This window comes from Rhizobium gallicum bv. gallicum R602sp, from assembly GCF_000816845.1.
Taxonomy (GTDB): domain Bacteria; phylum Pseudomonadota; class Alphaproteobacteria; order Rhizobiales; family Rhizobiaceae; genus Rhizobium; species Rhizobium gallicum.
On record NZ_CP006877.1, the window covers coordinates 424,942 to 447,128 of the forward strand.

24 protein-coding genes and 2 pseudogenes are annotated in these 22,187 nt (G+C 59.5%); 15 read left to right on the forward strand and 11 right to left on the reverse strand.

Annotated features, from left to right (window positions below; genetic code table 11):
• Nucleotides 1-31: 31 nt before the first annotated feature.
• From rpoN to ptsN, 3 genes are all read left to right on the forward strand, one after another.
• Entirely contained in the window at nucleotides 32-1,567 is a 1,536-nt protein-coding gene (gene rpoN, locus RGR602_RS02145) for an RNA polymerase factor sigma-54 (protein ID WP_039843740.1), read from the forward strand.
• Nucleotides 1,568-1,822: 255 nt separating this feature from the next.
• Nucleotides 1,823-2,395 (forward strand): ribosome hibernation-promoting factor, HPF/YfiA family, encoded by a 573-nt coding sequence (gene hpf / locus RGR602_RS02150; RefSeq protein ID WP_039843741.1) that lies wholly within the window; start codon nucleotides 1,823-1,825, stop codon nucleotides 2,393-2,395.
• Between the two features lie 70 nt (nucleotides 2,396-2,465).
• Nucleotides 2,466-2,930 carry a PTS IIA-like nitrogen regulatory protein PtsN gene (gene ptsN, locus RGR602_RS02155; protein ID WP_022713502.1) on the forward strand — a complete coding sequence of 155 codons (465 nt, stop codon included), beginning with the start codon at nucleotides 2,466-2,468 and terminating at the stop codon, nucleotides 2,928-2,930.
• Between the two features lie 135 nt (nucleotides 2,931-3,065).
• Here ptsN and RGR602_RS02160 read toward each other — a convergent pair whose 3' ends face one another.
• Both RGR602_RS02160 and RGR602_RS02165 read right to left on the reverse strand, forming a co-directional pair.
• Entirely contained in the window at nucleotides 3,066-3,965 is a 900-nt protein-coding gene (locus tag RGR602_RS02160; protein WP_039843742.1) for a ribokinase, read from the reverse strand.
• A 50-nt stretch (nucleotides 3,966-4,015) separates the two neighbouring features.
• On the reverse strand, nucleotides 4,016-5,239 hold the full coding sequence (locus RGR602_RS02165; RefSeq protein WP_039843743.1) for a DNA recombination protein RmuC: 1,224 nt from the start codon (nucleotides 5,237-5,239) through the stop codon (nucleotides 4,016-4,018).
• A 207-nt stretch (nucleotides 5,240-5,446) separates the two neighbouring features.
• Between RGR602_RS02165 and RGR602_RS35265 the strand changes: the two are divergent.
• The 6 genes and pseudogenes from RGR602_RS35265 to truA form a co-directional block, all read left to right on the forward strand.
• Nucleotides 5,447-5,939: pseudogene (locus tag RGR602_RS35265) on the forward strand (protoglobin domain-containing protein); the annotation flags it as partial.
• An 89-nt stretch (nucleotides 5,940-6,028) separates the two neighbouring features.
• Nucleotides 6,029-6,547, forward strand: coding sequence for a peptide deformylase (gene def / locus RGR602_RS02180; protein WP_039843746.1), 519 nt, complete (start codon nucleotides 6,029-6,031; stop codon nucleotides 6,545-6,547).
• Between the two features lie 61 nt (nucleotides 6,548-6,608).
• Entirely contained in the window at nucleotides 6,609-6,896 is a 288-nt protein-coding gene (locus RGR602_RS02185; protein WP_039843747.1) for a hypothetical protein, read from the forward strand.
• Nucleotides 6,893-7,304, forward strand: a pseudogene (locus RGR602_RS02190) (PIN domain-containing protein). Before RGR602_RS02185 ends, RGR602_RS02190 begins: the two are co-directional and overlap by 4 nt.
• Nucleotides 7,305-7,327: 23 nt before the next feature.
• On the forward strand, nucleotides 7,328-8,263 hold the full coding sequence (gene fmt / locus RGR602_RS02195; protein WP_039843748.1) for a methionyl-tRNA formyltransferase: 936 nt from the start codon (nucleotides 7,328-7,330) through the stop codon (nucleotides 8,261-8,263).
• Nucleotides 8,263-9,066 (forward strand): tRNA pseudouridine(38-40) synthase TruA, encoded by an 804-nt coding sequence (gene truA / locus RGR602_RS02200; protein ID WP_039843749.1) that lies wholly within the window; start codon nucleotides 8,263-8,265, stop codon nucleotides 9,064-9,066. Before fmt ends, truA begins: the two co-directional genes overlap by 1 nt.
• A gap of 24 nt (nucleotides 9,067-9,090) precedes the next feature.
• Here truA and RGR602_RS02205 read toward each other — a convergent pair whose 3' ends face one another.
• The 3 genes from RGR602_RS02205 to dapD all read right to left on the reverse strand — a co-directional run bounded on the left by RGR602_RS02205 (nucleotide 9,091) and on the right by dapD (nucleotide 11,839).
• The gene (locus RGR602_RS02205; RefSeq protein WP_039843750.1) at nucleotides 9,091-9,687 is read right to left on the reverse strand and encodes a hypothetical protein; all 597 of its coding nucleotides are present in this window, start codon (nucleotides 9,685-9,687) and stop codon (nucleotides 9,091-9,093) included.
• Nucleotides 9,674-10,867, reverse strand: coding sequence for a succinyl-diaminopimelate desuccinylase (gene dapE, locus RGR602_RS02210; RefSeq protein ID WP_039843751.1), 1,194 nt, complete (start codon nucleotides 10,865-10,867; stop codon nucleotides 9,674-9,676). Before dapE ends, RGR602_RS02205 begins: the two co-directional genes overlap by 14 nt.
• Before the next feature lie 111 nt (nucleotides 10,868-10,978).
• The gene (dapD, locus tag RGR602_RS02215; protein WP_039843752.1) at nucleotides 10,979-11,839 is read right to left on the reverse strand and encodes a 2,3,4,5-tetrahydropyridine-2,6-dicarboxylate N-succinyltransferase; all 861 of its coding nucleotides are present in this window, start codon (nucleotides 11,837-11,839) and stop codon (nucleotides 10,979-10,981) included.
• Nucleotides 11,840-12,031: 192 nt separating this feature from the next.
• On the opposite strand from dapD, the gene RGR602_RS02220 reads away from it, so the two are divergent.
• The gene (locus RGR602_RS02220) at nucleotides 12,032-12,898 is read left to right on the forward strand and encodes an LOG family protein (protein WP_039843753.1); all 867 of its coding nucleotides are present in this window, start codon (nucleotides 12,032-12,034) and stop codon (nucleotides 12,896-12,898) included.
• Between the two features lie 206 nt (nucleotides 12,899-13,104).
• Here RGR602_RS02220 and RGR602_RS02225 read toward each other — a convergent pair whose 3' ends face one another.
• Nucleotides 13,105-13,812: a pyrimidine 5'-nucleotidase gene (locus RGR602_RS02225; protein WP_039846593.1), complete on the reverse strand. Its 708-nt coding sequence runs from the start codon at nucleotides 13,810-13,812 to the stop codon at nucleotides 13,105-13,107.
• Between the two features lie 97 nt (nucleotides 13,813-13,909).
• Here RGR602_RS02225 and RGR602_RS02230 point away from each other — a divergent pair, with 97 nt between their 5' ends.
• Both RGR602_RS02230 and RGR602_RS02235 read left to right on the forward strand, forming a co-directional pair.
• Nucleotides 13,910-14,974, forward strand: a complete 1,065-nt coding sequence (locus tag RGR602_RS02230; protein WP_039843754.1) for a bifunctional transcriptional activator/DNA repair enzyme AdaA — start codon at nucleotides 13,910-13,912, stop codon at nucleotides 14,972-14,974.
• A 12-nt stretch (nucleotides 14,975-14,986) separates the two neighbouring features.
• Nucleotides 14,987-15,766 (forward strand): isocitrate lyase/PEP mutase family protein, encoded by a 780-nt coding sequence (locus tag RGR602_RS02235; protein ID WP_039843755.1) that lies wholly within the window; start codon nucleotides 14,987-14,989, stop codon nucleotides 15,764-15,766.
• Between the two features lies 1 nt (nucleotide 15,767).
• Here the strand turns inward: RGR602_RS02235 and argB are convergent, their stop codons facing one another.
• Nucleotides 15,768-16,655, reverse strand: coding sequence for an acetylglutamate kinase (argB, locus tag RGR602_RS02240; protein WP_039843756.1), 888 nt, complete (start codon nucleotides 16,653-16,655; stop codon nucleotides 15,768-15,770).
• 145 nt (nucleotides 16,656-16,800) lie between these two features.
• On the opposite strand from argB, the gene RGR602_RS02245 reads away from it, so the two are divergent.
• The 3 genes from RGR602_RS02245 to RGR602_RS02255 all read left to right on the forward strand — a co-directional run bounded on the left by RGR602_RS02245 (nucleotide 16,801) and on the right by RGR602_RS02255 (nucleotide 18,725).
• Complete coding sequence (locus RGR602_RS02245; RefSeq protein WP_039846594.1) at nucleotides 16,801-17,340, forward strand: sigma-70 family RNA polymerase sigma factor; 540 nt, start codon at nucleotides 16,801-16,803, stop codon at nucleotides 17,338-17,340.
• A complete protein-coding gene (locus tag RGR602_RS02250) occupies nucleotides 17,337-18,059 on the forward strand; it encodes an anti-sigma factor (RefSeq protein WP_039843757.1) in 723 nt (240 codons plus the stop codon). Before RGR602_RS02245 ends, RGR602_RS02250 begins: the two co-directional genes overlap by 4 nt.
• A 108-nt stretch (nucleotides 18,060-18,167) precedes the next feature.
• Nucleotides 18,168-18,725: a fasciclin domain-containing protein gene (locus RGR602_RS02255; RefSeq protein ID WP_039846595.1), complete on the forward strand. Its 558-nt coding sequence runs from the start codon at nucleotides 18,168-18,170 to the stop codon at nucleotides 18,723-18,725.
• A gap of 47 nt (nucleotides 18,726-18,772) precedes the next feature.
• Here the strand turns inward: RGR602_RS02255 and yihA are convergent, their stop codons facing one another.
• The 4 genes from yihA to rpmH form a co-directional block, all read right to left on the reverse strand.
• The gene (gene yihA, locus RGR602_RS02260) at nucleotides 18,773-19,429 is read right to left on the reverse strand and encodes a ribosome biogenesis GTP-binding protein YihA/YsxC (RefSeq protein WP_022713523.1); all 657 of its coding nucleotides are present in this window, start codon (nucleotides 19,427-19,429) and stop codon (nucleotides 18,773-18,775) included.
• A gap of 142 nt (nucleotides 19,430-19,571) precedes the next feature.
• On the reverse strand, nucleotides 19,572-21,362 hold the full coding sequence (gene yidC, locus RGR602_RS02265; protein ID WP_039846596.1) for a membrane protein insertase YidC: 1,791 nt from the start codon (nucleotides 21,360-21,362) through the stop codon (nucleotides 19,572-19,574).
• On the reverse strand, nucleotides 21,362-21,760 hold the full coding sequence (gene rnpA, locus RGR602_RS02270; protein WP_039843758.1) for a ribonuclease P protein component: 399 nt from the start codon (nucleotides 21,758-21,760) through the stop codon (nucleotides 21,362-21,364). The genes yidC and rnpA overlap by 1 nt, the downstream gene beginning before the upstream one ends.
• Before the next feature lie 21 nt (nucleotides 21,761-21,781).
• The gene (gene rpmH, locus RGR602_RS02275) at nucleotides 21,782-21,916 is read right to left on the reverse strand and encodes a 50S ribosomal protein L34 (protein ID WP_016552555.1); all 135 of its coding nucleotides are present in this window, start codon (nucleotides 21,914-21,916) and stop codon (nucleotides 21,782-21,784) included.
• Nucleotides 21,917-22,187 lie beyond the last annotated feature (271 nt).

Below are 22,187 nucleotides of genomic sequence, written 5' to 3' on the forward strand. Positions count from 1 at the left end.
GGAGGAATTGAACGGGAGTTTCGCGTCCGCTATGGCCCTGTCTGCCAATCTTTTCCTGCGACAGAACCAGTCCCTGGTGATGACGCCGCAACTGATGCAATCCATCCAGTTGCTGCAGATGACGCATTTCGAGCTTGTCCAGTTTATTGCGCAGGAAGTCGAGAAGAACCCATTGCTCGAATTTCCGTCAGATGACGCGGAAACGGGCAGTGATAACGATGCACAGGATGAGCCGTACGGGCGTCAGGCCGACGAGGATGACCGCACCGAGGCGCTTTCCGGGGACTGCTATGACAACGGCAATGACGGCAGCGCCAGCCGGCTGAGCGAAGAGCTGGACGTCAATTATGCAAATGTCTTCCAGGATGACGGGGTCCCGCCACGGGCCGATGCGCCGGAGCTGATCAGCCAGTGGAAGTCGATGCCGGGGGGCGGCGACGGAGAGAATTACGATCTCGATGATTTTGTTGCAGGCCAGGTCTCGCTCAGGGATCACCTTGCGCAGCAGATTCCATTCATCCTGCCGGATGCGGGAGACCGGCTGATCGCGCAGCAGTTGATCGACCAGCTCGACGAGGCGGGTTACCTGCAGAGCGACCCTGCCGACATCGGCGAAAGACTAGGTAGCGATCCTGCGGCCGCGGAACGTGTTCTTGGCGAATTGCAGACCCTTGATCCGCCTGGGGTTTTTGCTCGCAGCCTGGCCGAATGCCTGTCGATCCAGCTGAAGCAGAAAGACCGCTTCGATCCCGCCATGCAGGCCCTCGTTTCCAACCTCGAATTGCTGGCACGGCGCGACTTCGCGACGCTCAAGCGGCTTTGCGGCGTGGACGAGGAAGACCTGCTTGATATGCTCGCAGAGATTCGCCAGCTGAACCCGAAACCCGGCAGCTGCTTTGAAACCAGCGTTTGCGAAGCGATCATGCCGGATGTCGTCGTACGTTCGTCACCAGATGGGAGCTGGCTGGTGGAGTTGAACCCTGATACGCTCCCGCGCGTGCTCGTCAATCAGTCCTATTTCGCCCATGTTACAAAGAACGGCGGCGACTACACGTTCCTGTCTGAATGCCTTCAGAGCGCCAACTGGCTCACCCGCAGCCTCGATCAGCGTGCGAAGACGATCATGAAGGTCGCAAGCGAGATTGTCCGCCAGCAGGATGCCTTCCTGATGCATGGCGTCGATCACCTGCGCCCGCTGAATCTGAAGACGGTTGCCGATGCCATCAAGATGCACGAGTCGACCGTCAGCCGCGTCACCTCAAACAAGTACATTCTGACCCCACGCGGCCTTTTTGAACTCAAATATTTCTTCACGGTGTCGATCAGCGCGGTGGAGGGCGGCGATAGTCATTCGGCTGAGGCCGTTCGCCACAGGATACGCTCCCTGATCATGCAGGAAAGTACGGATGCGGTCCTCTCCGACGATGATATTGTCGACATGCTGAAGAAGGATGGCATTGATCTGGCTCGCCGTACGGTCGCAAAATACCGCGAGGCGATGAATATCGCGTCCTCCGTCCAGCGGCGGCGCGAGAAGCGGGCATTGGCGAAGGTTGCGGGCTTTTGACAGTCGAGCTAAATCAACCCTTGCCTGCATATCCTAATCAGCGCGGCGGCACACCCGTTGACATTTCGGCAGTCTGCCGCTAGAAGCCCGCCGCAACTGGCGCTGCAAACAGCGTTTGGACTTATCCCCATCATCCTCAGGGCGATTGAAGCACACGACTTAAGCCGATATTGCTTGAGTTTGCGTGAAGTGCTTGGATGAGGTCTGGCCTTGGCGTAAACTGGTACCGCAAACCACTATAAGAAGGGAAACTCCATGAGTGTGCGTGTATCCGGTAAACATATGGAAATTGGGGACTCGTTCCGTCAAAGGATCGAGGACCAAATGGACATGGCCATCACGAAATACTTCGACGGGGGATATTCCGGTCAGGTGATTGTGGAGAAATCGAGTTCGCGGTTCTCTGCGGATTGCAAGCTCCATCTTGATAGCGGGGTGGTGCTGCATGCGGCAGGTGAAGCGATGGACCCGCAGCTTGCATTCGATGCCGCTTCGGAGCGCATCGAAAAGCGTCTCCGCCGCTACAAGCGCAAGCTCAAAGATCATCATGCCGGAAACCATCTGAATGGTACGGAAGTCGCCTATACGGTCATGGACGCTGTCCCGGATCATGAAGACGAGGTCCCCGACGATTTCGCACCGGTAATTGTTGCCGAGAGCACGAAGCAGTTGAAGACCATGTCCGTTGCGACCGCCGTCATGGCGCTCGATATGACGGATGAGCCACTGCTTTTGTTCCGCAGTCCGGGCACGGAAAATTTGAACATCGTTTACCGCAGGCATGACGGTAATATTGGCTGGATCGACGCCGCCAATATCAAGAGCTGACATCCGGGCGATGAGCGGTAGCCACGCCGCTCTCCCAATCATCCGGTTTCGGCGACAGAAGGAAAAAGAAATGGCATTGGCAGATCTGCTGCACCAAGATGCGATCATTCCCGCCCTAAAGGTAAATTCGAAGAAACAGTTGCTTCAGGAATTGGCGGCAAAGGCCTCCAAGATCACCGGCCTTTCCGAGCGGGAAATTTTCGACGTCGTTCTGCAGCGCGAGCGTCTCGGCTCGACGGGCGTCGGCAATGGCATCGCCATTCCGCACGGCAAGCTCGCAAGCGTCCGCTCGATTGTCGGCGTCTTCGCACGGCTGGAAAGTCCGGTCGATTTCGAAGCGCTGGACGACCAGCCGGTCGACCTGGTGTTTCTGCTTCTCGCCCCGGAAGGGGCGGGTGCCGACCATCTTAAGGCGTTGTCGCGCATTGCCCGCGTGCTTCGCGATCACGATCTCGTCGCGAAGCTGCGTGCCACAGATTCCGCATCGGCGATCTACGCTTTCCTCAATGAAGAGCAAGCATCGAACGCTGCCTGAGCCGCAGACGATCATCTAAAATGAAAAGAGGCGCCCGGTTGTCGGACGCCTCTTTTCATGTGTGAAGACTTGTGCCTCAAAACTCTTCCCAGTTGTCCTGAACAACGGCGGCCGAACCGTGCGACTGTTGTGAGGCTATATCTTGTTTGCGACTTCGGCGGACAAGGGAATGGATGGCTGTGCTCCGGCCTTGAGGCAGGCAAGCGAGCCGGCGACGGCGGCCCGGCGGAGCGAAGCCTCGAAATCGAAGCCTTCATCGAGGCTTGCGGCAAAGTAGCCGCAGAATGTATCGCCCGCCCCGACGGTATCCACCGGCTCGATCTTCAGTCCTTTCGCTCGTGTAACGACGCCATCCCGGATTGCGATCACGCCGTCGGCGCCGAGCGTCACGATCAAGGTCTGCCCAGTCTCTCCGTGCAGGCGCCTCAACGCCGTTTCGCGATCGGCCGGGTTCATGTTGTCCTGGCCAGCAAGGCGCTCGAACTCCGTCTCGTTGGCGATGACGATATCGGCGAGACGTCCAAGCCGCGGGGCGTCGGCAATGAGCGGGGCGAGGTTGAGGACGGTCGTGACGCCCTTGACCTTGGCTGCGGCCAGCGCACGCTCGACTGCCGGTGCAGGCACCTCGAACTGCAGCATCAGGGTATCGCCCTTGCTCATGGCGCCGATCGCCGCATCGGCATCCTCGGCCGCGATGGTCCCGTTTGCGCCCGGCACGACGGCGATCATGTTCTCGCCGTCTCCACCAACAAGGATCAGCGCCGTACCGGTGGGGCCATCAACACGCTTGACGCCTGCAAGGTTGATGCCCGCCTGATCGAGAAGCGCCAGCGCCGGTGCAGCGAATTCATCCTTGCCGACTGCGCCCACCATATGGACCACGCAGCCGGCGCGTCGCGCGGCTAATGCCTGGTTGGCTCCCTTGCCGCCCGCCGCCGTGGCAAAGCCGTTTCCGGCCACCGTTTCGCCGGGCTTTGGCAGGCGATCGGTCGTGGCGATGAGGTCCATGTTGATGGAGCCGAAAACTGTGATCATAAAGGGTGTCCTGTCATGCTTCTCATGGCGACGGACACTGCCCGATGGGTTCACTCTTCGTCAACCACCCTGAGTTTGAGAAGGCCGGTGCGGCTTTCGACCGACTTCGCCGGAGGTCCGCTTTCACGTTCCTCCTTGAGCGCCTCTGCGCCCTCGAATTCCAGCGCTTCGATTTTTGCGCCGCGTTTGGAGAGTTTGTCAGTGGACGTGATGATCTGATCAACATCCCGCTGTGCCTGGGAAAAATGCGTCTGGAGTTTGCGCACGCGTTCATCGAGCCGCCCGAGATCATCCATCAGGATCGCGACCTCGCCCTGGATGACGTGCGCCTGCGCCTGCATGCGCTGATCCTTCAATACGGCCTGGATGACCTGGATCGACAGCATCAGCAGCGAAGGCGAAACAATGACGATGCGGGAACGATGCGCTTTCTGGACGACCGGCTCGAAATTCTCATGAATTTCAGCGAAGATCGATTCCGAAGGAACGAAGAGAAAAGCCGTATCCTGCGTCTCACCCTGGATAAGATACTTCTCCGATATATCGCGGACATGGATTTCCATATCGCGGCGGAATTGCTGCGAGGCAAGCTTGGTTGCGTCCTGCGTGCCCGCGTCGCGAATGGCATTCCAGGCTTCGAGAGGAAACTTGGCATCGATGACGAGCGGCGGTGCACCGTTCGGCATGCGCACGGTGCAGTCCGGCCGCGATCCGTTTGAAAGCGTTTGCTGGAAAGCATAGGTGCCCATCGGCAGACCGTCGGCGACGATGGTCTCCATACGCGACTGGCCGAAGGCGCCGCGCGTTTGCTTGTTGGAGAGGATAGCCTGAAGCCCGACGACATCCTTCGCCAGCGTCTGGATATTGTTTTGAGCGACATCGATGACAGCGAGCCGCTCCTGCAGGCGCTGAAGGTTCTCATGCGTCGATTTCGTCTGTTCGCTGATCGTCGTGCTGACACGCTGCGACATTCCGTCGAGGCGCTGACCGATTGCCTGGTTGAGTTCGGCCTGACGCGTCCCGAAGACCTCAGCCATGGTCGAAATGCGTCCCTGCATCTCGGCCTGAATCTTCAGGAGCTCGGCCATGCGGGCATCGGCTTGCGCGGCCCGGATCGCTGCCTCCTCATCCTGTTCGCGCCGCAGGTTGCTGTTCCTGACCAGTAGGAACATGAGCACCACGACAACAAGAGCGACAGCGCCACCGGCAAGCGCGAGGATGGTCGGGCTGAGCCCGGCGATCGAAATTGTCAGCGATTCGGTAACATTGTTCATTCGCGCACAATAACAAACCCGCCGGCGATGGCTAGATCAAAACGTGAACAGATCCACAGCGCGATTTCGTGGGCAAAGTGCTAAGGCACTGCGGCACGAAGCTCCTGAAGATCGCCGTCCGATCTTAACGAATAGTCAACTATATTTTCGAATTGTCGTTTCTGAGAAGACTTCTATCGCACCATGCGCCAGGACAGAAATCAGAGTATGACCGCTCAGCAATTCGAAAACGCACTCAAGCAGCGCCTTGATTTCATCGGACTCGACAGCGAGGGGAGAAAGACGATACGCGAACTGCGTCCGGTCATCGGCGAACTGATCGGCGGCGCGCTGGACAAGTTTTATGGCAAGATCGCCAGGACGCCCGCAGTGGCCGGCTCCTTTTCCGACAAGACGCGTGTCGGCCACGCCAAGAAACGCCAGGAGGGTCACTGGGCGAACCTTGCCTGCGGCAATTTCGACGAGAGCTTCGTGAACGGCGTCACCGCCGTCGGCAGGGCGCATGCCCGCACTGGCCTTGAACCGCGCTGGTATCGGCGGTTATGCGATCGTCATGGCAGAACTTGTCAAAGGCGTCATGGAAAAGCAGTGGCCGTCACGGTTCGGCCATCAAAACGGCAAGGCGCTTGCCGAGAAGCTCGCCTCGGTCATCAAGGCCCCTATGCTCGACATGGTCTATTCAATTTCTGTCTATCTCGATGCCGCAAATTCGGCAGGGCTGCGCAAAAAAGCACTTTCCGGAGTTTCAGGATAATTCCCTAGCTGGAAAAGATAGGTTATGGGATCGCGATGACCATCAAGCCACTTATCATTCTTCCAGACCCCGTCCTCCGCCAGGTTTCCAAACCGATCGAGCGGGTCGATGCCGATCTCAAGCGTCTTGCCGACGATATGCTGGAAACGATGTATGACGCACCGGGCATTGGCCTGGCGGCAATCCAGGTCGGCGTGCCGCGCCGGATACTGGTGATCGACGTTTCGCGGGAGGGCGAGGAAAAGCAGCCGCAGGTCTTTATCAATCCGAAGATCGTCAAATCTTCCGACGAGCGATCGGTCTACGAAGAGGGCTGCCTTTCCATTCCGGACTATTATGCCGAGGTCGAGCGTCCGGCGACCGTCAGCGTCGAATATCTCGACCGTGACGGCAAGGAGCACACCGTTGAGGCCGACGGCCTCCTCGCCACTTGCCTTCAGCACGAGATCGACCATCTGAACGGCGTACTCTTCATCGATTATATATCGCGGCTGAAGCGGGAAATGGTGATCAAGAAGTTCACGAAGGCGGCGAAGTCGGCGAAGGCGCTCTGAGTTGCGTTGAACTATGGACGCAGCGCGCCTGATATCGCTGATTTCGTAAGGGAGGTGCCGTATGGGCGGTCTTCTGATCCGGGATATTTCCGATGCGAAACGGAACATCGCCGTGCGTGCCGAGCGAAGGGGTGGCAGCCTTTCCGACGAAGCCAGGCGCCTTGTGCAAAAAGGCATGATCGCCGAAGGATCTGTTGCAAATGATGACGATCTAACGGCATGGGACAGTCTGCGTTCGATCCTCGGGCCGGACAACGACGACGAGGCCGAGGTGTTCGCGAAAATCATGGAAGAGATTGAAGCGGACCGAAAGCGCAATTTCGGCCGACCAATCGAGGACTTCGAGTGATCGTCCTTGATGCAAATATCATTTCGGAGGTAGCAAAGCCTGCTCCAAGCGAGCGCGTCAAAGCATGGATGACAAGGCAGCTAAAATCTGACCTTTATCCCTGCGAAGTTGTAACGACAGAGCAGTACCCTGCCAAGCGTTTCTGGCTCCGAACGAAATCAAAGCGTTACATCGACAAATTCGCCAGGTGTTTGTCGCTTACCGAGCAATGTACTCGCCCTTGATCACCATACCGCGATTGCAACGGGCGTCTATGGGCAAAGCGTGAGAGCATGGGGCGACCGATCGATCCAGGACGCTATGATCGCCGCCACCTGCCTGGGTTTCGGCGCGACGCTGGCGACACGCGACATAAAAGATTTCGAAGGGCTTGATCTCAAGCTCGTAAACCCGTTTGAAGACGGCTGATTAAAAAAACCAGGCGAGAGAAAATGTCGTTTCGCATCATTTTCATGGGAACGCCGGAGTTCTCGGTTCCGACCCTGCGCACGCTGGTGGATGCGGGGCATCAGATTGTTGCGGTCTATACGCAGCCGCCGCGGCCGGGCGGACGGCGCGGTCTCGACCTGCAGAAGTCGCCGGTGCATCAGGCCGCCGAACTGCTCGGCCTGCCCGTCTTCACGCCGGTCAATTTCAAGGAGCCGGAAGAACGGGAGCGCTTCCGGGCGCTCAACGCGGATGTGGCGGTTGTCGTTGCCTATGGACTGCTGCTGCCGGAGGCGATTTTGAACGGAACGCGCAACGGCTGCTACAATGGCCATGCCTCGCTGCTGCCGCGCTGGCGCGGCGCAGCACCCATCCAAAGAGCGATCATGGCAGGCGACAAAAAGTCCGGCATGATGGTGATGAAGATGGACAAGGGGCTGGATACCGGTCCCGTCGCGTTGACCCGCGAGGTCGAGATCGGCCCGAACATGACGGCCGGCGAGTTGCACGACAAACTGATGCATGTCGGCGCCAAGGCGATCGGCGAAGCGATGGTAAAGCTCGAAATGGGTGACCTGCCGCTGACGCCGCAGCCGCAACAGGGCGTCCTTTATGCCGCAAAGATCGACAAGAGCGAGACGCGGATCGATTTCGGCAAGGATGCAAGGGACGTTCACAATCATATCCGCGGACTTTCGCCGTTTCCGGGCGCTTGGGTCGAAGTCGAGATTGGCCGCAAGCCGGAGCGGGTAAAGGTGCTGGGTTCGGAGCTTGCGGACGGGCACGGTCCGGCCGGCGAAGTGCTGAGCGATGAGCTGGTTATCGCCTGCGCATCCGGAGCGGTTCGGCTGACCAGATTGCAGAAGGCCGGCGGCAAGCCGCTTGCGGCGGCGGACTTCCTGCGCGGCACGCCGCTTGCGCACGGCACGAGACTCGCCTGATGCCGCGCTACCGGATGACCGTCGAATATGACGGCGGACCCTATGTCGGCTGGCAGCGTCAGGAAAACGGTCCCTCCGTGCAGGGGGCGATCGAAGCTGCGATCCTGTCGTTAAGCGGCGAGACCGTGTCGATCCGTGGCGCCGGGCGCACCGATTCCGGCGTGCATGCGATGGGTCAAGTGATCCATGCCGATCTTTCAAAGGAATGGCCGGTGTTCAAGCTGCAGAACGCGCTGAATGCGCATCTGAGGCTGGCGGGCGAGCGCGTGTCCATTTTGGAGGTGGAGGTGGTTGGCGAGTTCTTCGATGCCCGGTTTTCCGCCGAGCGGCGGCACTATGTCTACCGCATCATCAACCGCCGGGCGCCGCTGGCGCTCGAGGCGGGCAAGGCCTGGTGGGTACCGAAGGTGCTTAATCATGAGGTGATGCATCAGGCCGCCCAGATCCTCGTCGGCAGGCATGACTTTTCCACCTTCCGTTCCGCGCATTGCCAGGCAAACAGCCCGGTCCGCACACTCGACCGGCTCGACGTGACGCGGAACGGCGAGCTCATCGAAATCCGCGCAACGGCACAGAGTTTCCTGCACAATCAGATCCGCTCCTTTGCCGGAACGCTGAAGCTTGCAGGAGAAGGAAAATGGACGCCGGAGGATGTGCGTGCTGCGCTTGAGGCGCGTAACCGCAAGGCCTGCGGTCCAGTTGCTCCGCCCGAAGGACTTTATTTCATGCAGGTCGATTATCCGGCAGTGATCACCGATCGGCGCAAGCGGACGCAAGTGAATGGCGATGACGATCTGTCATGACCCCGCCCATGCCAGACCGTTGATCTAAACCGGATAAATGCCGAGGAAGCGCTGGAGATATTCGGCGAGGATCATGGTCGGCACCAGCAGTGCCAGCGTCAGCGCCCCGGCCATCAGCCCGTGGCCGTGAAAGATCATCCGCAAAATCCTTGCAAGCATGAAGACCTGCGCCATCATGAAGACCAGAAGCAGGATCGACACGACGCTGATGGCGCCGGGAATGAAGAAGACCAGCGCCAGCAGCAGGCCGTTGATGTAGGAAAGCGGCACGCCGAGCCAGTTGATGCTGACGACAACGGCAGCAAAGCGATCACCCATGCGAAAGGCAAACAGCAACAGTCCTGCAAACACCAGCGGCACGAACCAATTGGCGATTTCGACCAGGCCCAAACGGAAATAGAAGGGAAGGCCGACTTCGACATGCGGCGGCATCGACTGCAGGAAGGCCTGACGCCACCAGAGCCACGAAATGCCCATCGGTGGCAGGCACCAGGCCATCGCCCAGAAGGAGCGGTTGACGCCGCGGTCCGACATATCGAGAAACCGGAAGCCCCGCGTGTCCATGCGGATCAGCAGCCACAAACCGGACAGATAGTATTGAACCTCCCTAAGCCCCGGCATTTGCGAACCATCGCTCGATGAAGGTTTCGTAGATCTGCGTCAGGGTTTCGAGATCGGAAACAGCAACGCGTTCGTCGACCATGTGCATGGTCTGTCCGACGAGCCCGAATTCGACGACCGGGCAATAGTCTTTGATGAAACGCGCGTCCGACGTGCCGCCGGTGGTCGAAAGCTTCGGCGCCTTGCCGGCAATGCTCTCGACGGCAGAGGAAAGTGATGCAATCAGTGCGTTGTTGCGGGTGAGGAAGACATGGCTCGGACGATCGGCCCAGGCAATGTCATATCTTACCGCCTCGCGGCCCGGGCGCAGGGTGCCATTCTTGGCGGCCGCTTCAAGACGGCGGAGGATTTCCGCCTGCAGCGTGTCGACCGTCCAGGTGTCGTTGAAGCGGATGTTGAAGCTTGCCGCGGCCTTCGCCGGAATGACGTTGGTGGTCGGATTGCCGACATCGATGGTCGTCACCTCGAGGTTCGACGGCTGGAAATTTTCAGTTCCTTTGTCGAATGGGGGATGCATCAGCGCGCTCGTGAGCTGCAGCATGCCGCGCACCGGATTATCCGCCAGATGCGGATAGGCGGCGTGACCCTGAACACCGTGGACAGTGATCCTGCCGGAGAGCGAACCGCGGCGGCCGATCTTGATCATGTCGCCGAGCGCATCCGGATTGGTCGGCTCGCCGACGAGGCAGGCATCCCAACGCTCGCCGCGTTGTGCCGCCCATTGCAGGAGCTTGATCGTGCCGTTGATGGCGGGGCCTTCCTCGTCGCCGGTGATCAGCAAGGAAATCGAGCCCTTCGGATTGCCGTGTCTTTCGACGTACCGGGAGACGGCTGCCACGAAGCATGCAATGCCGCCCTTCATGTCGACCGCACCACGACCGAAGAGTTCGCCGCCTGAAATTTCCGCAGCGAAGGGGGGATGCGTCCAGGCGGCTTCGTCGCCAACCGGCACGACGTCCGTGTGTCCCGCAAACATCAGGTGCGGGCCATCACTGCCCAGACGGGCGTAGAGGTTTTCGATGTCGGGCGTGCCGGCTTCCGTCGCCTTCACCTTGTCCACCTTAAAGCCCAGCGGCGAAAGCATGGCGTCGAGCGCAGAAAGTGCGCCGCCTTCGGCAGGCGTCACGGAGGGGCAGCGGATGAGCGTCTGGAGATTGGCGACGGGATCGGTGGCGGTCATGAGGGTCGAATTATCCGGCGGGAATGGCAAAGACATGGCAAGGCGGCGAACCGCCTCGCTGAAATGAACGCCGCTTGTTTACCGGATCGGAATCCGGCTGTCACTGAAAGCTTAGTCGCGCAGCAATTCATTGATGCCGGTCTTCGAGCGGGTCTGCTCGTCGACGCGCTTGACGATGACGGCGCAATAGAGATGCGGTGCCGGTTGGCCGTTTGCCATGGTCTTGTTGCCGCTCGACATCGAACCGGCAACGACAACGGAGTAGGGCGGCACTTCGCCATACATGACGTCGCCGGTGGCGCGATCGACGATCTTGGTTGACTTGCCGATATAGACGCCCATGCCGAGAACTGAACCCTCGCGGATGATGCAGCCTTCGACGACTTCCGAGCGGGCGCCGATGAAGCAGTTGTCTTCGATGATCGTCGGGCCGGCCTGCATCGGTTCCAGCACGCCGCCGATGCCGACGCCGCCGGAAAGATGCACATGCTTGCCGATCTGTGCGCAGGAGCCGACCGTCGCCCAGGTGTCGACCATCGTGCCTTCACCGACATAAGCACCGAGATTGACGAAGGAAGGCATCAGCACGACGTTCTTGGCGATATAGGCCGAGCGGCGGACGACGCAGTTCGGAACGGCCCGGAAGCCCGCGGCGCGATACTGGTTCTCGCCCCAGCCTTCGAACTTGGAAGGCACCTTGTCCCACCAGGTGGAATTGCCGGAGCCGCCCTTGACGACTTCCATGTCGTTCAGGCGGAAGGAAAGCAGTACGGCTTTCTTGAGCCACTGGTTGACCGTCCAGACGCCATCGGCGCCGCGCTCGGCGACGCGAGCCTTGCCGCCGTCGAGAAGCTCGAGCGCTGCTTCCACGGCTTCGCGAACTTCGCCTTTCGTCGACGCGTTCACGTTGTCGCGGTTGTCGAAGGCAGCTTCGAGGGTCTTTTCGAGGGATGCGAGATCGGTGGCGCTCATGAGAATTCCTTAAACTTCGAGCTTTATCCTGAAGACTAGGAAGTCTCCGGGAATTGTGATCGGCGGGATGCGATCTGCTCTATCGCATGAGCGGCTAAAATGGAATGATTTTTCGAACGAGATCGTTTCTGTATTCAAGGCGTTATAGACAGACCCGGCAGTGTTGCCGGCATTTTTGAAGGGCATTCTGAAATGGCGAAGGGAAAAAACGGCAAGCTCAGGCGCAAGGACGGAGTCTGGGCTCCGCTGAAGTCGAGCGAGATTGACAGGCATCGCGCACTCGCCGTGCCGAAGACGCCGCAAACGCTTTCGCCTTCCTATCGCCTGGCCTATTCCGACGGCGACTTTCTCTGCCGCGAGGAACTGCGGCCGATCCGTCTCCAGCTTGAACTTTTGAAGGTCGAGATGATGTTGACGGAACGTGGCATCAAATCCACCGTCGTCATGTTCGGCGGCGCGCGTATTCCTGCCCCCGGTCAGAGCGCATGGGCAGCCCGCAACGACATGCAGCGCGCCAATCTGGAGGCGGCGTCCATCTATTATGACGAAGCGCGCAAGTTCGCCCGGCTCTGCTCGAAATATTCCGCTGGTTTCGATTTCCATGAATATGTGATCGTCACCGGCGGCGGCCCGGGCGTCATGGAGGCGGGCAACCGCGGAGCAGCCGATGAAGGCGCGCCCTCGATCGGCCTCAATATCGTGCTGCCTCACGAGCAGGCCCCGAACGCCTATGTGACGCCGGAGCTCAGCTTCAACTTCCATTACTTCGCGATCCGCAAGATGCATTTCATGGTACGCGCGAAAGCGATTGCGGTGTTCCCGGGCGGCTTTGGAACCCTCGACGAATTCTTCGAATGCCTGACGTTGATCCAGACGGGACGCATGGAAAAGATGCCGCTCATTCTCTTCGGCGAGAAGTTCTGGCGAAGCATCGTCAATTTCGACGCACTTGCCGAATTCGGGACGATCGCGCCTGACGACGTGAAGCTGATCAGCTTCGTCGATACGGCAGCTGCCGCCTGGAAGATCATCCAGGATTTCTATGAGCATCAGGAATAGAAAACCGGCCGCGATGTGCGACAGGCCCCACCTGCGGTAAGTCCTTGCTTACATGGACGGCCGATTGGGCATGTCATCGATCGAGATCGCGCCGTCCTTGTTGCGATCCATGCGGATGAAAAACTCTGGGCTCGCGCTCGGAAGGTAAAACCGATGCGTCAATCTGACCAATTATACATCGGCAAGCTGAATGAAATCTTCGTAATCTAGTCCACGACCCTTGCCAGAAACGCAGCCAGATCATCGGTGACGAAATCGATATGGTCCTCGTCGCCGCTCGTTTGTTCCCACCATTCGACGACGGTTTCCTCAAGATTGTTCGGCACGAGCAGCACAGTCTGCATGCCGAGTGCCTTTGGAACCACAAGGTTGCGCGGCAGGTCCTCGAACATGGCCGCCTTGCCGGTTTCCACTCGTTTCAGTGCCATGAACTTGTCATAGGTAACCTGCGCCGGCTTCGGCACGAATTCGGCGGCGACGATGTCGAAGATGTCGTCGAAATGTTCGAGAATGCCGAGGGCACCGGCCGTCATTTCGGCATGTTTGACGCTGCCGTTGGTGAAGATGAACTTGCGGCCCGGAAGTGCCTTGATCGCCGCACCCAATTCGGGCTGAGCCGTGAGGCTCGAATAGTCGATGGCATGGGCCTTTTCCAGAAATTCGTTCGGGTCGACGCCGTGATGGATCATCAGACCCTGCAGCGTCGTGCCGTGCTCGAGATAATATTGCTTCTGCAGCTTGCGCGCCTCGTCCCGCTCCATCTGGAGAAGCGCCGAGACATAGGCCGTCATGTTTTTGTCGATCTGCGCGAAGAGATTGACGTGATGCGGATAAAGCGTGTTGTCGAGGTCGAAGACCCATTCGGTCACGTGCGCAAAATCGGCTTTGGTCGGAGTGCGATCTATCTTGGTCATGGCGGCGTTATGGCATGGGCCAAGGAAATTGCCGAACAAAAAAATAGACGCCCGATTTTCGACGGACGGAAAAGCCAAGGGATGATAAAAGGCTCTCATGCTTTTCGATCTTCCCAATGAAGACACGCTTTATGATGCGCTGATCGCCCGCAGCTCCGATTACGAGGGGCTTGCTTATGTCTGCGTGAGAACGACGGGCGTCTTCTGCCGGTTGACCTGCCCCGCCCGCAAGCCGAAACGGGAGAATACGCTGTTCTACGATTCCATCGCCACCTGCATGCAGTCCGGCTTCCGGCCCTGCCGGCGCTGCAAGCCGCTGGAACAGGCGGGCAAGGAACCGATCGTCGACGAACTGCTGGAAGCGCTCGACTGCGCTCCGGCGACGCGTTGGACCGAGGATGATCTGGTCCGCAGGGGTTACGATCCATCCACCGTGCGGCGCGCTTTCAAACGATCGCTGGGCATGACTTTCCTAGACATCGCCCGCTACCGCCGACTCGGCGAGGCAGCAAGGCAGCTTGCGAGCGGCGCCCGCGTGATCGATGTCCAGCTCGATGCAGGTTACGAGTCGGGCAGCGGGTTTCGCGCCGCATTTCAGCGGTTGATCGGCAAGGCGCCTGCCATGTCGCAGAACCGCGAGCTGCTCTTCGCAGACTGGTTTGAAACGCCGCTCGGGCCGATGGTCGCGGTTGCCGATCAGACGCATCTGCATCTTCTGGAGTTCCACGATCGGAAGGCGCTTCAGGCTGAGCTGGAAAACCTGCAGCGCAAGACACGCTCCTCGGTTGCCGCCGGGAGAACGCCTGCGATCGAACAGATCGATGCCGAGCTGCGAGCCTATTTCGACGGCCAGTCCGCGAACTTCAAAACCCCTTTGGCGCTCGGCAACAGTACCGCCTTCGAGCGGGTGGTCTGGGCGAAGCTTCGGGAAATTCCTGTCGGAGAAAGACGCGCTTATGGTGATCTGGCCAGGGAAATGGAAAACCCGCAGCTGGTGCGCGCGGTCGGCCGCGCCAACGGCGCAAACCAGCTTGCCATCGTCATCCCCTGCCATCGCGTGGTCGGCGCAGACGGATCACTGACCGGTTATGGTGGCGGGCTCTGGCGCAAGCAATGGCTATTGAAGCACGAAGGAAAAATGCGGCCCAAAGGGGCTGTTTGAGGAGGACGTTCCATGAACCAGGCGCAAAAGGCGAAGGCGTTCGGCGCATTGCATCAGAAGGGCAATCCGGTCGTCCTCTATAATATCTGGGATGCTGGCACGGGGAAGGCTGTCAGCGACGCAGGTGCCAAGGCACTGGCGACCGGCAGCTGGTCGGTTGCTGCGGCGCAAGGCTATGCGGACGGCGAAAAAATCCCGCTGGAAGCGCTTGTCGCTACCGTGCGGTCGATCACTGCGGCCAACGACTTGCCTCTCTCCGTCGATTTCGAGGGCGCCTATTCGACCGAGAAAGCGGGAACCGCTGCCAACGCCGCCAGGCTGATTGATGCAGGCGCCGTCGGCATCAATTTCGAGGACCAGGTGGTTGGCGGCAGCGGGCTGCATCCGATCGATGAGCAGGCCGCACGCATCCGCGCCATACGCGAGATGACCGAGGCTAAGGGCATTCCGTTCTTCATCAATGCCCGCACCGACCTGTTCCTCAAGTTCTCCGATCCCGACCGGCATGTTCTGCTGGTGGATGAGGCGATCGAGCGGGCAGCCGCCTATGCAGAGGCTGGCGCCAGCGGCTTTTTTGCGCCGGGATTGTCGAACCAGGACCTGATCCGTCGAATGTGCGAAGCGGTTAGGCTGCCGGTCAACATCATGATGCGGCAAGGCGTGCCGGATGTGAAGACCTTGGCAAAGCTCGGCGTCGGCCGTGTCAGTTATGGGCCGGGACCCTACCGCGCAATGATGGAAAAGCTGAAGGAGGCAGCCGAGGCGGTCTTCGCCGCCGCGGGCCAAGCTTGAATCACGGAACGATCAGCGTTCCGGCGCCGTGTTCGGTGAAGATTTCGAGCAGCACGGAATGGGCCGTCTTGCCGTTCAGGATGACGACGCCCTGGACGCCGGCCTTGATCGCGTCGATGCAGGTTTCGACCTTCGGGATCATGCCGCCGGAAATCGTGCCGTCGGCGATCAGCGCGTGTGCCTGCGAAACCGAGAGCTCCTTGATGAGGTTGCCCTGCTTGTCGAGCACGCCTGGAACGTCCGTCAGGAAGAGCAGGCGCGTGGCATTCAGTGCGCCGGCGATAGCGCCTGCGAAGGTGTCGGCATTGATGTTGTAGGTCGCGCCGTCGCGGCCGGGCGCGACCGGGGCGATGACCGGGATCATTTCCGAACGGGCGAGCAGGTCGAGCAGCGTACGGTCGACTTCGACGACCTCGCCGACGAAGCCGAGATCGAGCACGCGCTCGATGTTCGAATCCGGGTCCTTGATCTTCTTTTGCGCCTTTTCGGCAAAGACCATGTTGCCGTCCTTGCCGCAAAGCCCGATCGCCCATTCGCCCGTCTGGTTGATGAGTGCCACGATCTCCTTGTTGATGGAGCCGGCAAGCACCATCTCGACGATCTCGACTGTCTTGGCGTCGGTGACGCGAAGACCGCCTTCGAACTTCGATTCGATACCCATCTTCGTCAACATCGCGCCGATCTGTGGTCCGCCGCCGTGGACGACGATCGGATTGACGCCGGATTGCTTCAAAAGCGCAATGTCGCTGGCGAAAGCCTTGCCGAGCTCGGGATTGCCCATAGCATGGCCGCCGTATTTGACGACTATCGTCTTGTTCTCGTAACGCTGCATGAAAGGCAGCGCCTGTGCGAGAAGGCGTGCTTGGGTTTCGCTTTCGGACTGGTTCATGGCATACCCCGCAGAATAGATCGCGGCCTTTTATCTCAAGTTCTTGACAGATGGAATAATGCCATGCGCATTAGTTGCTGTGCCTCTTGTCAATTTGAGCCGGCCGCCGTTTATTGGCATCGTGTCAAGACAGATGGGCCGCGGCATGACGAGCGAGGAAATCGCGCAATTGATTGGCCGCATCGCCATGGCCGACCGGAAGGCTTTCGCCGATCTCTACAAGGCGACGAGCCCGAAACTCTTCTCCATATGCCTGCGTATCCTGAACGATCGTATTGAAGCCGAGGAGGCGTTGCAGGAGGTTTATACAAAGATCTGGCAGCGTTCCGGGGCATACGTGGCCGACCAGGGTACGCCGTCCTCCTGGCTCGCGGCGATTGCCCGCAACCAGGCGATCGATACGTTGCGGGCGCGAAAGCCTGTCGCCGACGAGTTGAACGGTGAATACGATCTTCCCGATCCTGGCCTCGACCCGGAAAAGCAGGCCGTGCTGTCTGATGAAGGAAGGCGGATTGACACCTGCATGGAAGAGTTGGAAGCTGATCGGGCGCAGGCGGTGAAGAAAGCCTATGTCGAAGGACTGAGCTATCAGGAACTTGCCGATCAGTTTGGCGTTCCGCTGAACACCATGCGGACATGGCTGCGGCGCAGCCTTTTGAAGCTGAGAGAGTGCATGGAGCGATGACATCGCCGGATCAAAGCAAGGGAGGCCGCTCCCGTGATGAAGTGCTCGCCGGCGAGTACGTGCTTGGTGTTCTTTCGTTTCAGGATCGCCGGGTGGTCGAGGAGCGCATGCGCCGGGACCGCCAGTTTGCCGCAATCGTCAGCCGCTGGGAAACGAACCTCTCTGCTTTCAACGACGAGTATGAAGTGGCCGCGAGCCCGGGCCGGGAGACCTTCAAGCAGATCGAGGCACGCCTTTTCGGCGAACCGGAGCTTTCGCGGTCCTTTTCGCGCGGCCTTTGGAATTCCGCCGTCTTCTGGCGCTCTCTGACCTTCGCTTCGCTGGTCGTCGCGATCGGAGCCATTGTTTTCGCCTCCGGCAACGTTCCACCGCCGAAAGGCCAATCGCTACTGGTTGCCGAATTGTCGTCCGCCGACAGGCAGGTCAATCTGCTTGCCTCTTACGACGTCCAAAGCGGCCGCGTCCGCATCGTTCCTGTTGCGGCGGGCGGGACTGAGAAAAAATCACTGGAGCTCTGGCTGGTGCCGGGAAGCGGCAATCCAAAATCGCTCGGCATTTTCCAGTCGGATGAAGATGGCGAGCTTGTCATTCCTGCCGACCTGCGCGGCGGCATTGCCGACGGTACGACGCTCGCCGTCAGCCTCGAGCCTTTTGGCGGTTCGACGACCGGCGCCCCGACAGGACCGGTTGTCGCCAGTGGCACCACGCATCGCCGCTAAAATATTGTCTCCTCTGAAACTCTTTTCGCATCCCCTCGTACATCTCGGTGTCCGGGCGGGCCGAGGCATTCCGCACGCGAACCGGCGCCGGACGTGAGGAGGATGATCATGATGAAGCGAGCTTTGCGCACCATTGCGCTCGCCACTGCCGTATCCACAATCGCTTTTGCTGTGCAGGCCGCCAACCCCATTGTGGGTGGCGCTCCGATGTTCCCGACGAGGAACATCATCGACAATGCCGTCAACTCGAAGGACCACACCACGCTGGTCGCGGCTGTGAAGGCAGGCGGGCTTGTCGGCACGCTCGAAGGCAAAGGTCCGTTCACGGTTTTCGCACCGACGAACGAGGCTTTCGCCGCCCTGCCGAAGGGCACGGTCGAGACGCTTCTCAAGCCGGAAAACAAGGCCGCGCTCGTCAAGGTACTGACCTGCCACATGGTTGCAGCAGATACGATGGCGACGGCCGTTGCCAAAATGATCAAGGACGATGGCGGCGAGCACGACATCAAGACAGTGGGCGGCTGCGTGCTGAAAGCCAAGGAAAGCATGGGCAAGATCACGCTGACCGATGAAATGGGAGGCACGGCACGTGTGACGATCGCCGACGTCAAGCAGTCGAACGGCGTAATCCATGTCGTCGACAAGGTGCTTCTGCCCAAGACGTGATGGAGGATCCAAGGGCGAAGGAGGGGGGCGCCTGCGGGCGCCTCCCTTCAATTCCAGTTCTTGATCTCGACCGTTTCGGCAATGGCTTGGCGCAACTCATCCAATCCCTCGCTCTTCTCGGAAGAGGTGGCAATCACGAATGGGAAGGCCGCCGGACGCTTTTTGATCTTCTCCGCCGTTTCTGCGAGCAGCTTGGCGACCGCGGGCGGCTTGATCTTGTCGGTTTTGGTGAGAACGATCTGGTAGGAAACGGCGGCCTTGTCGAGCAGGCTCAGAACGTCATCGTCGTTCTTCTTGATTCCATGGCGGCTGTCGATAAGCACGTAGACGCGCTTCAGCGTAGCGCGGCCGCGCAGATAATCGAACACGAGTTTCGTCCAGGCGTCGACCTGGTCTTTCGGCGCCTGCGCATAACCGTAGCCTGGCATATCGACGAGCGCCATCGGCGGCAGGTCGCCACCCTCGCCGGAATAACCCTCGGGAACGAAGTAGTTCAGCTCCTGCGTCCGGCCCGGCGTATTCGAGGTACGCGCCAGTCCCTTGTGTCCGACAAGCGCATTGATGAGCGACGACTTGCCGACATTCGAGCGTCCGGCGAATGCCACTTCCAGCGGCCCTTCCGGTGGCAGGAACTTCATGGAAGGCACGCCGCGGATGAAGATCCACGGCCGCCCGAAGAGTGGCTTTTCGTTGTTTTGCGTCATTCCGCTTTTCCAGCGCGTCCTAATCCATTGCGCATAAGGGATTCAGGTTTCGCATGATTTTGTCAACCAACGGTCCCGATGGGCCCTCATTGAAAACAGGTTGCCGAAAAGAAAAAGCCCCGCCGAAGCGAGGCTTCCTCATTCATTTCGATGGCGCCGGTTTTCGCCGGAACAAGCCCTTGAGATTGTCGAAGAGCTCGATCTTCACACCGTGGCGGCGCATGATTACCCCCTGCTGAATAACGGAGAGCGTATTGTTCCAAGCCCAGTAGATGACGAGGCCGGCCGGGAAGCTTGCCAGCATGAAGGTAAAGACCAGCGGCATCCAGTTGAAGATCATCGCCTGCGTTGGGTCGGGGGGCGTCGGGTTCATGCGCATCTGCACGAACATCGTCACACCCATTATCAGCGGCCATACGCCGAGATGGAGCAGGGCGGGCGCTTCGAAGGGGAGCAAGCCGAAGAGGTTGACGATCGTGGTCGGATCGGGGGCCGAGAGGTCCTGAATCCAGCCGAAGAACGGCGCATGCCGCATTTCGATCGTGATGTAGATGACCTTGTAGAGCGCGAAGAAGACCGGAATCTGCAAGGCGATCGGCCAGCAGCCGGCAATCGGATTGATCTTCTCTTCCTTGTAGAGCTGCATCATCGCCTGCTGCAGGCCCATTCGGTCGTCGCCGAATTTGGCTTTGAGCTCTTCCATCTTCGGCTGCACGCGCTTCATGTTCGCCATCGAAGCGTACTGCTTGCTGGCGAGCGGGAAGAACAGCCCCTTGACGACGATCGTCGTCAACAGGATCGCGACGCCGAAATTGCCGAAGTAGCGGAAGAAGAAATCCATCAGCTTGAACATCGGCTTGGTGATGAAATAGAACCAGCCCCAGTCGATCAGGCGGTCGAAGCGCGGGATCTGGTAGGACGCCTCGTAGCCGTCGATGACCGGAACTTCCTTGGCTCCGGCAAAGACGAGGTTCTTGAGTTCGATCGACTGTCCGGGAGCAACCGTTACGGCGTCTTCCTTATAGTCGGCCTGATAGCGCGGCTGGCCATCGGTGAAATGCGAGAAGCGAGCCTCATACGCCGATTTCTGCGGCGGCACGATCGTTGCGGCCCAGTACTTGTCGGTGATGCCAAGCCAGCCGCCGGTGGACTTGGCTGGCGTGACGGCTTCCTCCTCGACGGCAGAGTACTTGCTCTCGACCAGGCCGTCGCCGATGACGCCGATGAAGCCCTCGTGCAGGACGTAGACGGAGGGCGTCGTCGGCTTGTTGTAGCGGGTAACGCGCCCGTAGGACGAAATGGAAGCCGGAGTGCTTCCGCTGTTCGTCACCTTGTCCGTGACGGTGAACATGTAGCGGTCGTCGACCGAAATCGTACGCGCAAAGGTCAGGCCCTTGTCATTGGTATAGGTCAGCGTCACCGGTGACTTGTCGGTGAGCTTGGCGCCTTCCGGCGCCGTCCATACGGTCGACGGACCGGGAACCGTTCCGGTCTGGTCACTGCCGATATAGCCGAGTTCGGTGAAGTAGCCGTCCTTGGTGTCAGCCGGCGAGAAAAGCGTAATGATCGGGCTGCTCTTGTCGACCGTCTCGTGATAACCTTTGAGCTTCAGGTCGTCGAGGCGGGCACCTGCCAGGTTGACGGAGCCAGAGAGCGCTTCCGTGTCGATGGCGATGCGCGGCGCCTTTGCAAGCGCTTCCTCGCGCGTTGCGGTCGCTGCAGGCTGGCCGGTCGGCGCGGCGCCACTTGTGTGCGGTGCGGGCTGGCCGCCTGCAGCAGGAGCCTGTGTCTGCTCGCTCTGCTGCTGCGCTTTCTGGGCTTCCTGCGCCTTGCGCTGAGCCTCGATGCGCGGGTTCATGTAAAGAAACTGCCAGCCAAGAACGATCAGCACCGAGAGAGCGATCGCAATGAAATAATTGCGGTTGTTTTGCATCATACGTTCCTGGGGCGTCCGTCGGAGGATCGCCTGTGTTTCGGCTTGTTTTCGACGCGTGCCTTAAGCTCCGCGCTCAATTCCTTGAAGGATGCCGTCAGGCAGTCTCTTCGCGCGACAACCACATAGTCGTGTCCGGGCTGCATTGCAAACCCCACATGAAGTCGCACCGCCTCTTTGAGGCGGCGGCGCATGCGGTTCCGTTCGACCGCGTTGCCATGTTTTTTTGTGACGGTGAAGCCGACGCGGGCTTCGGTTTCGGGCTCTTTCCGGTCGAGAACCTCGAGCAGGAAGAGGCCACCCTTGCGCTTTTCGCCGTTGCGGACAGCAAGAAACTGCGGGCGGCTTTTCAACCGCCCTGCAGTGTTTTTTTCAGTGGTCGTCAATTCGCCCGCCATCTGTTATCGGGCACTCCGGCCTTAGGCCGAAAGACGCTTGCGGCCACGCGCGCGGCGGGCAACGATGACCTTGCGGCCGCCCTTGGTAGCCATACGCGCACGGAAACCGTGGCGGCGCTTGCGGACAAGCTTCGATGGTTGGTAGGTACGCTTCATTTATTTAAACACCGCGGAGTGCGGCCCTTCTTGAATTTGCATATTGCAAGGAGCGTTGTTTTTCGAACGGGCGAGGCCAAAGACCGAAGTGACCGAACGTGCGGCGGCTTATACGGATGAAGCCTCAAGAAGTCAATTATCGCCCGGTGATTCATCGGCCAGCCGTTTTAGGACTGTAAAAATTCGCATTATGGTATTAACTATTGCGCCCAACACGGCGACAGGTTGAATTTTGCCGGTTTTGCCTTGATGGGCATGCCATCGGTGATGT

Bases quoted from the DNA above. Each gene is read 5' to 3' on its own strand.
- yihA (WP_022713523.1), bottom strand. From the start codon at position 19,429: ATGACGCAAAACAACGAAAAGCCACTCTTCGGGCGGCCGTGGATCTTC.
- truA (WP_039843749.1), top strand. From the start codon at position 8,263: ATGCCGCGCTACCGGATGACCGTCGAATATGACGGCGGACCCTATGTC.
- yidC (WP_039846596.1), bottom strand. From the start codon at position 21,362: ATGCAAAACAACCGCAATTATTTCATTGCGATCGCTCTCTCGGTGCTG.
- RGR602_RS02245 (WP_039846594.1), top strand. From the start codon at position 16,801: ATGACGAGCGAGGAAATCGCGCAATTGATTGGCCGCATCGCCATGGCC.
- rpoN (WP_039843740.1), top strand. From the start codon at position 32: ATGGCCCTGTCTGCCAATCTTTTCCTGCGACAGAACCAGTCCCTGGTG.
- RGR602_RS02165 (WP_039843743.1), bottom strand. From the start codon at position 5,239: ATGAACAATGTTACCGAATCGCTGACAATTTCGATCGCCGGGCTCAGC.
- RGR602_RS02160 (WP_039843742.1), bottom strand. From the start codon at position 3,965: ATGATCACAGTTTTCGGCTCCATCAACATGGACCTCATCGCCACGACC.
- dapE (WP_039843751.1), bottom strand. From the start codon at position 10,867: ATGACCGCCACCGATCCCGTCGCCAATCTCCAGACGCTCATCCGCTGC.
- def (WP_039843746.1), top strand. From the start codon at position 6,029: ATGACCATCAAGCCACTTATCATTCTTCCAGACCCCGTCCTCCGCCAG.
- dapD (WP_039843752.1), bottom strand. From the start codon at position 11,839: ATGAGCGCCACCGATCTCGCATCCCTCGAAAAGACCCTCGAAGCTGCC.
- rpmH (WP_016552555.1), bottom strand. From the start codon at position 21,916: ATGAAGCGTACCTACCAACCATCGAAGCTTGTCCGCAAGCGCCGCCAC.
- RGR602_RS02220 (WP_039843753.1), top strand. From the start codon at position 12,032: ATGGCGAAGGGAAAAAACGGCAAGCTCAGGCGCAAGGACGGAGTCTGG.
- RGR602_RS02255 (WP_039846595.1), top strand. From the start codon at position 18,168: ATGATGAAGCGAGCTTTGCGCACCATTGCGCTCGCCACTGCCGTATCC.
- RGR602_RS02250 (WP_039843757.1), top strand. From the start codon at position 17,337: ATGACATCGCCGGATCAAAGCAAGGGAGGCCGCTCCCGTGATGAAGTG.
- ptsN (WP_022713502.1), top strand. From the start codon at position 2,466: ATGGCATTGGCAGATCTGCTGCACCAAGATGCGATCATTCCCGCCCTA.
- rnpA (WP_039843758.1), bottom strand. From the start codon at position 21,760: ATGGCGGGCGAATTGACGACCACTGAAAAAAACACTGCAGGGCGGTTG.
- RGR602_RS02185 (WP_039843747.1), top strand. From the start codon at position 6,609: ATGGGCGGTCTTCTGATCCGGGATATTTCCGATGCGAAACGGAACATC.
- RGR602_RS02235 (WP_039843755.1), top strand. From the start codon at position 14,987: ATGAACCAGGCGCAAAAGGCGAAGGCGTTCGGCGCATTGCATCAGAAG.
- fmt (WP_039843748.1), top strand. From the start codon at position 7,328: ATGTCGTTTCGCATCATTTTCATGGGAACGCCGGAGTTCTCGGTTCCG.
- RGR602_RS02230 (WP_039843754.1), top strand. From the start codon at position 13,910: ATGCTTTTCGATCTTCCCAATGAAGACACGCTTTATGATGCGCTGATC.
- hpf (WP_039843741.1), top strand. From the start codon at position 1,823: ATGAGTGTGCGTGTATCCGGTAAACATATGGAAATTGGGGACTCGTTC.
- RGR602_RS02205 (WP_039843750.1), bottom strand. From the start codon at position 9,687: ATGCCGGGGCTTAGGGAGGTTCAATACTATCTGTCCGGTTTGTGGCTG.
- argB (WP_039843756.1), bottom strand. From the start codon at position 16,655: ATGAACCAGTCCGAAAGCGAAACCCAAGCACGCCTTCTCGCACAGGCG.
- RGR602_RS02225 (WP_039846593.1), bottom strand. From the start codon at position 13,812: ATGACCAAGATAGATCGCACTCCGACCAAAGCCGATTTTGCGCACGTG.